The organism is Pseudomonas sp. JAI120 (genome assembly GCF_014207255.1).
Taxonomy (GTDB): domain Bacteria; phylum Pseudomonadota; class Gammaproteobacteria; order Pseudomonadales; family Pseudomonadaceae; genus Aquipseudomonas.
On the sequence record NZ_JACHCZ010000010.1, the window covers coordinates 40,886 to 53,912 of the forward strand.

Annotated in this window: 14 protein-coding genes and 1 pseudogene; 8 read left to right on the forward strand and 7 right to left on the reverse strand. The window is 60.1% G+C overall.

From position 1 onward, the window contains the following. Positions 1-272 precede the first annotated feature (272 nt). On the reverse strand, positions 273-1,136 hold the full coding sequence (locus tag HDC32_RS32635) for a methyl-accepting chemotaxis protein (protein ID WP_370671263.1): 864 nt from the start codon (positions 1,134-1,136) through the stop codon (positions 273-275). After that, positions 1,128-2,192: pseudogene (locus tag HDC32_RS32640) on the reverse strand (methyl-accepting chemotaxis protein); the annotation flags it as partial. The pseudogene HDC32_RS32640 and the gene HDC32_RS32635, both read right to left, overlap by 9 nt. A gap of 262 nt (positions 2,193-2,454) precedes the next feature. Here HDC32_RS32640 and HDC32_RS31030 point away from each other — a divergent pair. Beyond that, the gene (locus HDC32_RS31030; protein ID WP_003176055.1) at positions 2,455-3,072 is read left to right on the forward strand and encodes an FKBP-type peptidyl-prolyl cis-trans isomerase; all 618 of its coding nucleotides are present in this window, start codon (positions 2,455-2,457) and stop codon (positions 3,070-3,072) included. Between the two features lie 135 nt (positions 3,073-3,207). On the opposite strand, the gene HDC32_RS31035 is transcribed toward HDC32_RS31030, so the two are convergent. The 3 genes from HDC32_RS31035 to HDC32_RS31045 form a co-directional block, all read right to left on the reverse strand. Next, positions 3,208-3,465 (reverse strand): hypothetical protein, encoded by a 258-nt coding sequence (locus tag HDC32_RS31035; protein WP_057724031.1) that lies wholly within the window; start codon positions 3,463-3,465, stop codon positions 3,208-3,210. Between the two features lie 159 nt (positions 3,466-3,624). Continuing rightward, complete coding sequence (locus HDC32_RS31040) at positions 3,625-3,966, reverse strand: zinc ribbon domain-containing protein YjdM (RefSeq protein ID WP_003230858.1); 342 nt, start codon at positions 3,964-3,966, stop codon at positions 3,625-3,627. A gap of 134 nt (positions 3,967-4,100) precedes the next feature. Beyond that, a complete protein-coding gene (locus HDC32_RS31045; RefSeq protein WP_053132020.1) occupies positions 4,101-5,069 on the reverse strand; it encodes a polyprenyl synthetase family protein in 969 nt (322 codons plus the stop codon). A 239-nt stretch (positions 5,070-5,308) separates the two neighbouring features. Here HDC32_RS31045 and rplU point away from each other — a divergent pair, with 239 nt between their 5' ends. The 7 genes from rplU (at position 5,309) to HDC32_RS31080 (ending at position 10,925) form a co-directional block, all read left to right on the forward strand. Beyond that, complete coding sequence (rplU, locus tag HDC32_RS31050; protein ID WP_003176051.1) at positions 5,309-5,623, forward strand: 50S ribosomal protein L21; 315 nt, start codon at positions 5,309-5,311, stop codon at positions 5,621-5,623. Between the two features lie 34 nt (positions 5,624-5,657). Continuing rightward, the gene (gene rpmA / locus HDC32_RS31055; RefSeq protein ID WP_003176049.1) at positions 5,658-5,915 is read left to right on the forward strand and encodes a 50S ribosomal protein L27; all 258 of its coding nucleotides are present in this window, start codon (positions 5,658-5,660) and stop codon (positions 5,913-5,915) included. Positions 5,916-6,109: 194 nt separating this feature from the next. Continuing rightward, positions 6,110-7,333 (forward strand): Obg family GTPase CgtA, encoded by a 1,224-nt coding sequence (gene cgtA / locus HDC32_RS31060; RefSeq protein WP_015885843.1) that lies wholly within the window; start codon positions 6,110-6,112, stop codon positions 7,331-7,333. Positions 7,334-7,442: 109 nt separating this feature from the next. Continuing rightward, positions 7,443-8,561 (forward strand): glutamate 5-kinase, encoded by a 1,119-nt coding sequence (proB, locus tag HDC32_RS31065; protein WP_026013771.1) that lies wholly within the window; start codon positions 7,443-7,445, stop codon positions 8,559-8,561. A 16-nt stretch (positions 8,562-8,577) separates the two neighbouring features. Next, positions 8,578-9,042: a CreA family protein gene (locus HDC32_RS31070; RefSeq protein ID WP_131700246.1), complete on the forward strand. Its 465-nt coding sequence runs from the start codon at positions 8,578-8,580 to the stop codon at positions 9,040-9,042. Positions 9,043-9,143: 101 nt separating this feature from the next. After that, positions 9,144-9,626 carry a glutathione peroxidase gene (locus HDC32_RS31075; RefSeq protein WP_027607649.1) on the forward strand — a complete coding sequence of 161 codons (483 nt, stop codon included), beginning with the start codon at positions 9,144-9,146 and terminating at the stop codon, positions 9,624-9,626. A gap of 195 nt (positions 9,627-9,821) precedes the next feature. Further along, the gene (locus HDC32_RS31080) at positions 9,822-10,925 is read left to right on the forward strand and encodes an NADH:flavin oxidoreductase (RefSeq protein WP_131700247.1); all 1,104 of its coding nucleotides are present in this window, start codon (positions 9,822-9,824) and stop codon (positions 10,923-10,925) included. On the opposite strand, the gene HDC32_RS31085 is transcribed toward HDC32_RS31080, so the two are convergent. Both HDC32_RS31085 and cysZ read right to left on the reverse strand, forming a co-directional pair. Continuing rightward, a complete protein-coding gene (locus tag HDC32_RS31085) occupies positions 10,894-12,096 on the reverse strand; it encodes a glycosyltransferase family 1 protein (RefSeq protein WP_184746629.1) in 1,203 nt (400 codons plus the stop codon). The two genes, HDC32_RS31080 and HDC32_RS31085, sit on opposite strands and share 32 nt — an antisense overlap. A 54-nt stretch (positions 12,097-12,150) precedes the next feature. Then, positions 12,151-12,915: a sulfate transporter CysZ gene (cysZ, locus tag HDC32_RS31090; RefSeq protein WP_131700249.1), complete on the reverse strand. Its 765-nt coding sequence runs from the start codon at positions 12,913-12,915 to the stop codon at positions 12,151-12,153. Positions 12,916-13,027 lie beyond the last annotated feature (112 nt).

A 13,027-nucleotide genomic window follows, 5' to 3' on the forward strand; every position in this document is an offset into this window, starting at 1 on the left:
CGGATTCATGCGGGAGGAACCAAAGCCCGGCCGCCTCACAGGAAGCGTTGACCCGCATCCAAAGGCTCACGTGTTCCGGTAAGTGTGCTGGAGGTAAGGCCCAACTCACGGAGGGCCGAGTATGTCTAAGTTTGCACGACGTACATGGAACCTCGTAGTGAATGCCGTACGTGTTTATCACGTGTGGACATTCCTGCGGGACAGCTTCGATGACCTGTAAGGTCTGAGAAGTGGAGCCGCTTCGGTTAATACCGAAGCGGCTTTTTGGTTTCTTAAACCCGGAAGTGACTGACCATCTGCTGCAACTGGCTACCCAAACGTGCCAGTTCCACGCTCGATTTTGCCGTCTCGTCGCTCGCGGTGGCGGTCTGCTCGGACACATCACGCACATTCACGATGCTGCGGCTGATCTCTTCGGCCACGGCGCTTTGCTGTTCGGCGGCGGCGGCGATCTGTTGGTTCATGGACTGGATGTTCGACACCGTGCGGGTGATGTTTTCCAGTGACACTCCGGCCTTGCGCGTCAGTTCGACACTGCTGTCGGTGAGGCTGCGGCTGTTGTTCATTACGTTGGCAACTTGCTGGGTGCCGTTCTGCAAACCGGCGACCAGGCCTTCGATTTCCTCGGTGGACTTCTGCGTGCGCTGGGCCAGGCCGCGTACTTCGTCGGCGACCACGGCAAAGCCGCGACCGGCTTCACCGGCACGCGCCGCTTCGATCGCTGCGTTGAGCGCGAGCAGGTTGGTCTGTTCGGCAACGGCCTTGATCACGTCCATCACGCTGCCGATCTTGTTGCTCTCTTGTTGCAGGTGCGCCATGGCATCGGTGGAACGTTCTACTTCGGCGGCCAGGCGTTCGATCTGGGCGATGGCCTCAGCCACCACTTTGTCGCCTGCGCGGGCTTGGCCGTCAGCATCGGCGGCGGCCAGAGAGGCTTGCTCGGCGTTGCGTGCGACTTCCTGCACGGTGGCGGTCATTTCGTGCATCGCCGTGGCGACCTGATCGGTCTCGATTTTCTGGCTGTTCACGCCGGCGCTGGTCTGCTCGGTGACGGCCGACAACTCTTCGGCGGCGCTGGCGATCTGGGTCACGCCGTCGCGAATACCGCTGATCAATTCACGCAGGGTCGTGCCCATGCGCTGAATACCTTGTTGCAATACGCCCAGCTCATCGCGACGGGTGACCTGGATATTGTGGCTCAGGTCGCCGGAAGCGATGCGTTCAACCACGGCCAGGGTTTCCTGCAGTGGACGCGTGATCTGGCGGGTGATCACCAGTGCCGCAATGATACCGACCAGCAGTGCCAGCAAGGTGCTGATCAACTGCAGGCTGCGGGCCTGGGCGCTTTCAGCGTCGCGACGATCCAGCTGGATGTCGTACAGCTTGTCACTGATCGTGACGATATCGGCGCCTTGGGTGGTCATTTCGGCACGGGCAGCCACGATATTGGCGTTGGCGGCCTTGTAGTTCTGCACGGCGCTGCGATAGGCGCCAAGGGCGGTTTCCAAGGAGCTCAGGGCGCTTTGCTGGCTGGCGCCGAAGGCGGCGCTGAGGCCTTTCAAGCCACTGATGGCTTTTTCGATTTGTGCGGCAGCGCGGGCTTCGGTGTCCGGGTTGACGTTGCCGGTGTAGCCGCGCACTTCGTAGCGGGCCAACTGGAACTGCATCTTGGCGTCGGCCACGGCCTGGAACTGTGCAAGGTGCTCCGCGCTGTCGGGCATTTGCCTCACGCTGGCGTCCAGCGCGTCGATTTGGGCATTGGCGATATCGGCCTTGTCGCCCATCACTTGGCGAGAGGCATTACCGTTTCGGTAAGCCTCGCGCATTTTGTTCAGGGATTGCTGATAAGCCGTGATGATGGCTTTCTGCTCGTTGAGCAGCTTGACGTTTTCCGGGCTCTTGAAGCTGTTCAGGAGTTTCTGTTGCTGGGCAGTAAAGGCGTCCAGGTTGGTCTGTACGTTTTGTGCCACGGCTTCGTCGCCGTTGGCCAGCATGTATTGCAGACGCACGATACGCAGTTTGGTCAGTGAGGCATTGAGCTGGGTGATGTCGCTCATCCAGTTACTGCGGTCGATCAGACCGCCCAGGCTGGTCCAGCCGGTGAGGGCCAGGATCGAGGTGAGGACCAGTACCAGGCCGAAGCCCAGGCCCAGTTTGAGGTTGACGCTGATGTTACCGAACCAGCTGTTCATCTAATGCTCCGCAAAGGTGATGTCTGTCTGCTGGACGGTGTTGTTATTTGAGCCAGCCAAAGTGTGTAGCGCTGTATCGGCGACGGGCTGTGAATCTGAAGTGCTTTTATTGCGTGTGCGACGAAGGGTCGCGATCCCGGTGCCGCGCTGCCGTGCAGGGCTCATCACGAGCAGGTCTTGTGTGCTAGTCTGCTGGCCCTTTTAGTTCTGGGCGGTGCGGGAAACCGGTGTTTTCAGCGCTGCCCTATAGCGGAGCCTCTTCATGTCCGAAGTTAATCTGTCCACCGACGAAACCCGCGTCAGCTACGGTATCGGCCGTCAGTTGGGCGACCAACTGCGCGACAACCCACCGCCAGGTGTGAGCCTGGATGCGATCCTGGCTGGCCTGACCGACGCGTTCGCCGGCAAACCAAGCCGTGTTGATCAAGAGCAAATGGCTGCCAGCTTCAAGGTCATTCGCGAAATCATGCAAGCCGAAGCGGCTGCCAAGGCTGAAGCGGCTGCAGGCGCTGGCCTGGCTTTCCTGGCTGAAAACGCCAAGCGTGATGGCATCACCACCCTGGCTTCCGGCCTGCAATTTGAAGTGCTGACCGCCGGTGACGGCGCCAAGCCGACCCGTGAAGACCAGGTTCGCACCCACTACCACGGCACCCTGATCGACGGCACTGTGTTCGACAGCTCCTACGAGCGTGGCCAGCCTGCAGAATTCCCGGTGGGCGGCGTGATCGCCGGCTGGACCGAAGCCCTGCAACTGATGAATGCCGGCAGCAAATGGCGCCTGTACGTGCCGAGCGAGTTGGCTTATGGCGCTCAAGGCGTTGGCAGCATTCCGCCGCACAGCGTGCTGGTATTTGACGTCGAACTGCTCGACGTTCTGTAAGACCTGCTTTTGATTACCTGTAGGAGCGAGCTTGCTCGCGAAAAACGTCAACGATGACGCGGGCATCCTGGATGAGCGCGTTGTTTATGCGGTCTTCGCGAGCAAGCTCGCTCCTACAGTGTTTTGCTGGTTTTCTCATGGATGGAACTTGCCACTGAGCTCCGTGGCCGGGCGCAACGCTCGGGCATAGCAGAACAGAAACAGATTGCGCACAACCTCCTTCAGTACTCCAGGTTCACTCGAACTCAGGCCGTTGACGTCCAGGTCGCCCTGGTCCTGCAGCTCATTCAACGCTTCTTCTTCCAGCACAGCACAGACTTCACCGGTTTCCCGATGGAGGATGCGTAGGTAAGGGTGTGGGCGGTCGAGCCAGGCATCTATCAAATAAGTCATGGTTGCATCTCCTTGATGGGTTTCAATGAGAATAATTCTTATTCGTAGAATAGCAAGTGCCTATTGGCAGTTTCCTGGTTTTTCTGTGTGGATATTGAGAGGGGTCAACGGGGAGGGCAAAACGCCATCCCGCGCGGGCGCGGGATGGATGCAGCAGGTTCAGACTTTGCGCACGAATTCGGACTTGAGTTTCATCGGGCCGATACCGTCGATCTTGCAATCGATATCGTGGTCGCCGTCGCACAGGCGGATGTTCTTGACCTTGGTGCCGACCTTCACGACCAAGGACGTACCCTTGACCTTGAGGTCTTTGATCACGGTGATGGTGTCGCCGTCCTGCAGGACGTTGCCCACAGAGTCTTTCTTCACGGTTTCATCGCCGGCCACTTCGGCCTCGCCATTGGCGGACCACTCATGGGCGCATTCCGGGCAGATCAGCTGGGCGCCGTCTTCGTAGGTGTATTCGGAATTGCATTTCGGGCAGGGTGGCAACGTGCTCACTAAAGCTCCTTAACGGTCAGGATGGCTAAAAGTCGCACATTATATAGGGAATTGTGGTCTTGCAGGTTTTATCAAATCCGAATGTGGGGGGGGCAAGCCCCCATCCCACATGGGTATGCGTTTGCAGGTAGGACCTAGTGCGTCCGCGCGACCGCAAATTCACTCAGCTCAACCAAGGCATCCCGGTACTCGCTGGCCGGAAGGGCTTCCAGGCACTTGATCGCACGGGCCACGTAGTCACGTGCCAGTTGCGCGGTGTAGTCCAGCGAGCCCGAGGCTTCCACAGCCTCACGGATGCTTTCCAGGTCCTCGATCCCGCCTTTCTGGATCGCCTTGCGCACCAGGGCCGCCTGTTCCGGCGTGCCTTCGCGCATGGTGTAGATCAGCGGCAAGGTCGGTTTGCCTTCGGCCAGGTCGTCACCGACGTTCTTGCCCAGGGTCTCTGCATCGCCGCGGTAGTCGAGCAGGTCGTCCACCAGTTGGAACGCCACGCCCAGATGGTCGCCAAAGGTACGCAGGGCTTCGGCCTGTTCGGCGGTCGCGCCACAGAGCGCGGCGGCACTGTGTGTGGAGGCTTCGAAGAGCATCGCGGTCTTACCGCGAATCACTTCCATATAGGTTTCTTCGGTGGTGCTGGCGTCGCGGACCTTGGACAGCTGCAGCACTTCGCCTTCAGCGATGATGCGCGTGGCCTGGGAAAGAATCTTCATCACCGGCATCGAGCCCAGCTCGACCATCATTTCGAACGAGCGCGAGTACAGGAAGTCGCCGACCAGCACGCTCGGGGCATTGCCCCACATCGCATTGGCGGTCTCGCGGCCACGGCGCATGCCGGACATGTCGACCACGTCGTCATGCAGCAGGGTGGCGGTGTGCAGGAATTCGATGGTGGCAGCCAGCAGGCGCAGGTCATCGCCTTCGCGGCCCAGGGCCTTGCCACACAGCAGCACTAATAAAGGACGCAGGCGTTTACCGCCTGCCGACGTAATGTAGTCGCCAATTTTTGAGACCAGCGGCACCTTAGACGTCAGCTGCTGCTTGATGATGCCGTCGACGGCGCTAAAATCGTCCGCGACCGCGCGGTAGAAAGCTTGGGGTTGCATCAGCGACAGTCGCTCCAGAAGGGTTGCGCGGCATGCTAGGACCCTGACCCCGTAGTGTCAAGGCGCGATAGACAGCCACTTGCAACACCCATTTACCTTGCGTACAATCGCGCACCCTGAACTTCCTGGGCAGCACCTGCCTTACGCAATTGCATTCGGGACGTCCATCCCATGCAGCCATGCCAGCCAATACCTCTTCTTATAAAGCGCTGGGTGAGCAGGATTATCGGAGAAATACCATGTCGTACGCAGTAATTGTTACTGGTGGCAAGCAATACAAGGTCGCCCCAGGTGAATACCTGAAGATCGAAAAACTGGAAATCGCTACCGGCGAATCCGTTACCTTTGATCGCGTTCTGTTGGTCGCCAATGGCGATGACGTGAACATCGGCGCTCCAGTTGTTGCTGGCGCTACCGTTGTGGCTGAAGTGATCTCCCAAGGTCGTCACGATAAAGTCCGCATCATCAAGTTCCGTCGTCGTAAGCACCACATGAAGCGTATGGGCCACCGCCAGTGGTACACCGAGATCAAAATCACCGGTATTCAGGCTTAATTTCAGCCTAATTCCTCACTAGGAGAATTGACTCATGGCACACAAAAAAGCTGGTGGTAGTACCCGTAACGGTCGCGACTCAGAAGCCAAACGCCTTGGCGTGAAGATGTATGGCGGCCAGAAAATCATTCCGGGCAACATCATCGTGCGTCAGCGCGGCACCCAATTCCACGCCGGTTACGGTGTTGGCATGGGTAAAGATCACACCCTCTTCGCGAAAATCGAAGGCGTGATCAAGTTTGAAGTAAAAGGCGCGTTCAACCGCCGTTACGTGAGCGTTGTCGCCGCTTAATTGCGCGATCGCTGGAAAAGCCCTGTCTTGCGACGGGGCTTTTTCGTTTGTGGAGTGAGTCTCTTGCAAAGCTGTTTGTAATGGGCTCGAGCAGCTGGATTTGCGGCTGTTGATTGAGGTCGCTGCGCTCATTTTTGCAAGAGTCTTATGTCTTGGTTTCTTAAGCTCGTCCGTGCGGCGAGAGGCGTTTTGTTATGAAGTTCGTTGATGAAGTTTCCATCCGAGTAAAAGCAGGCGACGGCGGTAACGGTTGCATGAGTTTCCGTCGCGAAAAATTCATCGAAAACGGTGGCCCCAACGGCGGTGACGGCGGTGATGGCGGTTCCATCTACATGATGGCCGACGAAAACCTCAACACCCTGGTCGACTACCGTTACACCCGGCACTTCGATGCCGAGCGTGGCTCCAACGGCGGCAGCACCGACTGCACCGGTAAAAAAGGCGAAGACCTGGTACTGCGTGTACCGGTCGGCACCACGATCATCGACTCCGCGACCCAGGAAGTGATCGGCGACCTGACCAAGGCCGGCCAGAAGCTGATGGTTGTCCAGGGCGGCTGGCACGGTCTGGGTAACACCCGATTCAAGTCCAGTACCAACCGTGCGCCGCGCCAGACCACGCCGGGCAAGCCGGGCGAGCAGCGCGACCTGAAGCTGGAAATGAAAGTACTGGCTGACGTGGGCCTGCTGGGCCTGCCGAACGCCGGCAAGAGTACCTTCATCCGCTCGGTATCGGCCGCCAAGCCGAAAGTCGCCGACTACCCGTTCACCACCCTGGTGCCAAACCTGGGCGTGGTCAGCGTCGACCGCTGGAAAAGCTTCGTGATCGCCGACATTCCCGGCCTGATCGAAGGCGCTTCCGACGGCGCAGGCCTGGGGATTCGCTTCCTCAAGCATTTGTCCCGTACCCGTTTGCTGCTGCACCTCGTCGACATGGCGCCATTGGATGACACCAGTGCACCGGACGCCGCCGAAGTGATCGTCAGCGAGCTGACCAAGTTCAGCCCGGCCCTGGCCGAGCGTGATCGCTGGTTGGTGCTGAACAAGTGCGACCAGATCCTCGAGGAAGAGCACGAGGAGCGCGTCAAGGAAATCGTCGATCGCCTGGAGTGGACGGGTCCTGTCTACGTGATCTCGGCCATCGCCAAAGAAGGCACCGAGCGCCTGACCCGCGACATCATGCGCTACCTGGAAGACCGCGCCGACCGCCTGGCGGCCGACCCGGTATTCAAGGCCGAACTCGCCGAACTCGACCAGCAGATCGAAGACGAAGCCCGTGCCCAGTTGCAAGCCCTGGACGACCAGCGTGCCCTGCGCCGCAGCGGCGTGAAGTCGGTCCATGACATCGGCGACGATGATTGGGACGAAGAAGACGTGGATGATGAAGACGGTCCGGAAATCATTTACGTGCGCGACTGATCCGTTGCGATAAACTTGAACGCCGCTCCCTGGAGCGGCGTTTTGGTATCCGGGTATAACGTTATGGGCGGCGCTGGGTCGCGTGGCCCTCAATCTAAGGTTGAAGATGATGCGGAGCAAAGTGACAGGTGCGCAGCGCTGGGTCGTAAAGATCGGAAGTGCGCTGCTGACGGCAGACGGCAAAGGCCTGGATCGCGCAGCCATGAGCGTCTGGGTCGAGCAGATGGTGGCCTTGCATGAGGCGGGTGTGGAGTTGGTGCTGGTGTCGTCCGGGGCGGTTGCCGCCGGGATGAGCCGCCTCGGTTGGACCGCGCGACCCAGCGCGATGCACGAACTGCAAGCCGCCGCCGCCATCGGTCAGATGGGCCTGGTGCAAGCCTGGGAGTCCAGCTTTGCAGAGCACGGCCGTCATACGGCGCAGATCCTGCTGACCCACGATGACCTGTCCGACCGTAAGCGCTACCTAAACGCCCGCAGTACTTTGCGTGCGCTGGTGGAGCTCAAGGTTATCCCGGTGATCAACGAGAATGACACCGTGGTCACCGACGAAATTCGTTTCGGCGACAACGACACCCTGGCCGCGCTGGTGGCCAACCTGGTGGAGGCCGACCTGCTGGTGATCCTCACCGACCGCGACGGCATGTTCGACGCCGACCCACGCAATAACCCCGATGCCCAACTGATCTACGAAGCGCGCGCCGATGACCCGGCGCTCGACGCCGTGGCCGGCAGCGTTGGCGGTGCCCTGGGCCGTGGCGGCATGCAGACCAAGCTGCGCGCAGCACGCTTGGCCGCACGTTCCGGGGCTCACACCATCATCGTCGGTGGGCGCCTGGAGCGTGTGTTGGATCGCCTCAAGGCCGGTGAGCGCATCGGTACGTTGCTGTCGCCCGAGCGCGGCATGCTCGCGGCGCGCAAGCAATGGCTGGCCGGGCACCTGCAAACCCGTGGCACCCTGGTGCTCGACGATGGCGCGGTGTCGGCGTTGTCTCAAGGCAACAAGAGCCTGCTGCCGGTGGGCGTCAAGTTGGTGCAGGGCAGCTTTCGCCGTGGCGAGATGGTTGTGTGCGTAGCGCCCGACGGTCGTGAGATCGCCCGCGGCCTGGCCAACTACAGTGCCCTGGAAGCGCAGAAAATCATTGGACAATCGTCTGACGCGATTGTCGGACTATTGGGTTACATGGCAGAACCGGAACTGGTTCACCGCGATAACCTGATCCTGGTCTAAACAAAGGGAATACACGATGCGCGTGATGAAGGGATTGCTCGGCCTGCTGCTGGCCATGCCGCTGCTGGCTTCGGCCGAAGAAATTGGCCAGGTGTCGACGGTGTTCAAGTTTGTCGGCCCCAACGACCGGATTGTGGTCGAAGCGTTCGATGACCCCAAGGTCGACGGCGTGACCTGCTATTTGTCGCGCGCCAAGACCGGCGGCGTGAAAGGCGGCCTGGGCCTGGCCGAAGACCGTGCTGAAGCATCTATCGCTTGCCGCCAGGTCGGCCCGATCCGCTTCAAGGGCGAACTCAAGGACGGCGACGAAGTGTTCAAGGAGCGCACCTCGCTGGTGTTCAAGACCATGCAGGTGGTGCGCTTCCTCGACAAGAAGCGCAATACCCTGGTGTACCTGGTCTACAGCGACCGCTTGATCGAAGGCAGCCCGCAGAATGCGGTGACGGCGATTCCTGTTCTGCCGTGGCCGACCGCTCAGTAATTCGCAGGCGGATTTTGCAATCGGCGTCTATGATTGCAGGCTTGCGGGTTGTAATCTCGAAGCGCTGCAACGCAAAGTACATGGAAAATCTGGAGTTCGTCATGAGTGCTTTCCACGACCTGAAACTCAAAGCTTTGGACGGACAAGAGCTGCCGTTGGCGCCCTTCAAGGGGCACGTTGTGCTGGTGGTCAATGTCGCCTCCAAATGTGGCTTGACCCCGCAGTACGCGGCGTTGGAAAACCTTTATCAGCAGTACAAGGACCAGGGATTTACCGTGCTTGGCTTGCCGTGCAACCAGTTTGCAGGCCAGGAACCGGGCACCGAGGAAGAAATCCGCGAGTTCTGCAGCCTGAACTACGGCGTGACCTTCCCCCTGGGCAGCAAACTCGATGTGAACGGTCCTGAGCGTCACCAACTGTACCGTTTGCTGGCGGGCGAGGGCGCGGAGTTTCCTGGGGATATCACCTGGAATTTCGAGAAATTCCTGCTGGGCAAGGATGGCCGGGTCCTCGCGCGATTCTCGCCGCGTACTGCACCGGATGATCCGACGGTCGTCCAGGCCATCGAAAAAGCCCTGAGTTGAACACCTGCCGGTGCAGCTTCAAGTTCTAAGCTTGAAGCTGCAAGTAGAAGCACAAAGGGTCCTCTTGCAGCTTTAAAATTGCAGCTACCCGCTACCTTCATACCCCTTAATCACCCAAATCAATAGTGCTATTCAGCACGCTGCACTCCCCCATATTATCCACATCATAAACCTCGTCTTCCGTGGAGTGCTCCCATGCCTGTCCAAGCCTTGTTCAAACCGTTCCAGCTCGGTGCACTGCAGCTGTCGACCCGTGTGGTCATGGCGCCGATGACCCGTTCGTTTTCCCCGGGTGGCGTGCCGAATTCCAAGGTCATCGAGTACTACCGCCGCCGAGCCGCTGCCGGCGTGGGCCTGATCATTACCGAAGGCACCGTGGTCGGTCACCCAGCCTCCAACGGCTACCCGAATGTCCCGCATTTCTACGGCGAGGCGGCGCTGGCCGGCTGGAAGAAGGTCGTAGATGCCGTGCACGCCGAAGGTGGCAAGATTGTTCCGCAGCTCTGGCACGTGGGCAGTGTGCGCCGCATCGGTACCGAGCCTGACGCCAGTGTGCCGGCCTACGGCCCGATGGAAAAACTCAAGGATGGCAACGTGGTGGTCCACGGCATGACCTCCCAGGACATCAAGGAGGTGATCGCCGCATTCGCCCAAGCCGCCAAGGATGCCCAGCGCATCGGCATGGACGGTGTGGAAATCCATGGCGCCCATGGCTATCTGGTTGACCAGTTCTTCTGGGAAGGCAGCAACCAGCGCACCGACGAATACGGCGGCAACCTGGCCAACCGCTCGCGCTTTGCCATCGAACTGATCCAGGCCACCCGCGCTGCGGTCGGCCCGGACTTCCCGATCATCTTGCGTTTCTCCCAGTGGAAACAGCAGGACTACACCGCGCGCCTGGTGCAAACCCCCGAGGCATTGGGTGAGTTCCTCAAGCCGCTGTCTGAGGCAGGTGTGGATATTTTCCACTGCTCTACCCGTCGCTTCTGGGAGCCGGAGTTCGAAGGCTCCGACCTCAACCTCGCCGGCTGGACCCGCCAACTCACTGGCAAACCGACGATCACCGTGGGCAGTGTCGGCCTGGATGGCGAATTCCTGCAGTTTATGGTCAACACCGACAAGGTTGCACAACCGGCCAGCCTGGAGAAACTGCTGGAGCGGTTGAATAACAACGAGTTTGATCTGGTTGCTGTGGGCCGTGCGCTGCTGGTAGATCCGGACTGGGCCGTGAAGGTGCGTGAAGGCCGCGAAGGCGACATTCTGCCGTTCAGTCGTGAGGCGTTGACGACCCTGGTGTAAGCGGCGCCAGGACGGGCACCGGTTGCCCGTCCTCGCACACACCGCGTAACTGGCGCTCGAATTGCTCGATAATCGCCGGCCAGCCCTGGCGACTGGCATGCTGGCGAGCATTCAGTCGGGCCCTGCGCAAGGTCTCGCGCTCTTCCAGCAGCCAGGTAGCAGCATCGCAAAATGCGTTTTCATCTCCCGGCATCGCCAGCACGCCGTTGTAGCCATGGCGAATATGCTGGGTGGCGGCGGCCTGGTCGTACGCCACCACGCCCAGGCCAGAGGCCATTGCCTCCAGCACCACATTGCCGAAGGTTTCGGTCAGGCTGGGGAACAGGAACAAGTCCCCTGATGCGTAATGCCTGGCCAGTTCTTCACCGCGTTGGGTGCCGCAGAACACCGCCTCGGGCAGGTCGCGCTCAAGCATCGGGCGTTGCGGGCCATCACCGACGATGATCAGCTTCAGCCGACGCTGTGGATAAGTAGCCTGCAGCCCATCAAAGCATCGCTTGAGCAGCCCGAGGTTTTTCTCCTGGGCCAGGCGCCCCACGTGCAGTACGGCAATATCGTCGTTTTCCAGGCCCCAGCTTTCGCGCAGGGCATTGTCGCGCTTGGCCGGGTGGAACAGTTGGCTATCCACTCCGCGCGCCAGCATCCCCAGGCGCTCGAAATGCCTGCGCTCCAGTTCCAGACGCTGGCTGGCGCTGGGCACCAGGGTCAAGCTCGAGCGGTTATGAAACCAACGCAGGTAGTGCGTGACCATGCGGCTCAACAGGCTCAAGCCGTACTGGTTGGAGTACTGCTGGAAATTGGTATGAAACCCGCTGACCACGCTGATGCCCAAACGCCGCGCCGCCCGCAGCGCCGACAGCCCCAGCGGCCCTTCAGTGGCGATATACAGCACGTCCGGGCGCTGGCGGGTCCAGCGGCGCAGCAACTTGTGCATCGACGACTGGCCCCATTGCAGGCCGGGGTAACCCGGCAGCGGCCAGCCACGGCAGAGCAGTAAACCATCATCGCTGGGCCGGCTCTCGTCGGCGCCCTGGCGCGGGCGTACCAGCTCGACCTGATGGCCGCGCGCGCGTAAACCTTCGCACAGGCGGCCAAGGGTATTGGCCACCCCGTTGATCTCTGGCGGGAAGGTTTCGGTGATCAGGGTGATGTGAAGCGAAGCTGTCGTCATGACCCACAGTGTCGCTATGGGCCATGTCGCCATTGTGTCATGCAGATGATGGATTTATGACTTGACCACTTTCGACGTCGCCATCGCCTCAGCGCCCTGTTCACGCACCCAGAACAACGTCGCCCCAGCCACTGCGGCCGGCATCATCAGGAGGTTGACCACCGGCACCAGCAGCACCAGGTAAACAATGCCGCCGAAACTCATGCTCTGCCAGCGTTTCTGGCGCAGCCAGGCGAGCATTTCGTTCCAGCCCAGCTTGTGGTTATCCGCCGGGTAGTCGATGTATTGGATCGCCATCATCCACACGCCGAACAGCAACCACAGCGGCGCGGCGATCAGGTTGACCACCGGAATGAACGACAGGATAAACAGGCCGATGGCCCGAGGCAGGAAGTAGCCCAGCTTGCGCATTTCCCGGGCCAGGGTACGCGGGACCATTTCAATCAGCTCGCCCCAACTGAATGCCGGGAAGTCATCAGTGCCACGTACCACCACTTCCACTTTCTCGGAGAGAAAGCCGTTGAACGGTGCCGCGATGATATTGGCGAGCATGGTGAAAGTGAAAAACACCATCAGCACCACCAGCACCACAAACAGCGGCCATAGCAGGTAATTCAGAAAGCTCAGCCAGCCGGGCAGGGTCGGCATCAAGTGGTCGACCCACAGGCTGAACTGATGGCCGGCAAAATAGATCAAGCCGACGAACAGCACCAGGTTGATTGCCAGCGGCAGCAGCACAAACAGGCGCAGGCCGGGGCTTAGCACCAGTCTGAGGCCTTCGCGCAGGTATTGCGGGCCGGAAAGGGCAGGGGCGGGCATGGAGAACTCCGAGCAGGATGACGAACGCGCCGACCTTACCGGCTTTGCCTTCAAGGCGAAAGCGTGGTCGGTGTGACGACATCAACGGTAACAAAGGCGTCGATTAATCGGC

What these genes read in the sequence shown, in the direction of transcription:
- HDC32_RS32635 (WP_370671263.1), bottom strand. Translation starts at nt 1,136, where the DNA reads ATGGGCACGACCCTGCGTGAATTGATCAGCGGTATTCGCGACGGCGTG.
- HDC32_RS31030 (WP_003176055.1), top strand. Translation starts at nt 2,455, where the DNA reads ATGTCCGAAGTTAATCTGTCCACCGACGAAACCCGCGTCAGCTACGGT.
- HDC32_RS31035 (WP_057724031.1), bottom strand. Translation starts at nt 3,465, where the DNA reads ATGACTTATTTGATAGATGCCTGGCTCGACCGCCCACACCCTTACCTA.
- HDC32_RS31045 (WP_053132020.1), bottom strand. Translation starts at nt 5,069, where the DNA reads ATGCAACCCCAAGCTTTCTACCGCGCGGTCGCGGACGATTTTAGCGCC.
- rplU (WP_003176051.1), top strand. Translation starts at nt 5,309, where the DNA reads ATGTCGTACGCAGTAATTGTTACTGGTGGCAAGCAATACAAGGTCGCC.
- rpmA (WP_003176049.1), top strand. Translation starts at nt 5,658, where the DNA reads ATGGCACACAAAAAAGCTGGTGGTAGTACCCGTAACGGTCGCGACTCA.
- cgtA (WP_015885843.1), top strand. Translation starts at nt 6,110, where the DNA reads ATGAAGTTCGTTGATGAAGTTTCCATCCGAGTAAAAGCAGGCGACGGC.
- proB (WP_026013771.1), top strand. Translation starts at nt 7,443, where the DNA reads ATGCGGAGCAAAGTGACAGGTGCGCAGCGCTGGGTCGTAAAGATCGGA.
- HDC32_RS31070 (WP_131700246.1), top strand. Translation starts at nt 8,578, where the DNA reads ATGCGCGTGATGAAGGGATTGCTCGGCCTGCTGCTGGCCATGCCGCTG.
- HDC32_RS31075 (WP_027607649.1), top strand. Translation starts at nt 9,144, where the DNA reads ATGAGTGCTTTCCACGACCTGAAACTCAAAGCTTTGGACGGACAAGAG.
- HDC32_RS31080 (WP_131700247.1), top strand. Translation starts at nt 9,822, where the DNA reads ATGCCTGTCCAAGCCTTGTTCAAACCGTTCCAGCTCGGTGCACTGCAG.
- HDC32_RS31085 (WP_184746629.1), bottom strand. Translation starts at nt 12,096, where the DNA reads ATGACGACAGCTTCGCTTCACATCACCCTGATCACCGAAACCTTCCCG.
- cysZ (WP_131700249.1), bottom strand. Translation starts at nt 12,915, where the DNA reads ATGCCCGCCCCTGCCCTTTCCGGCCCGCAATACCTGCGCGAAGGCCTC.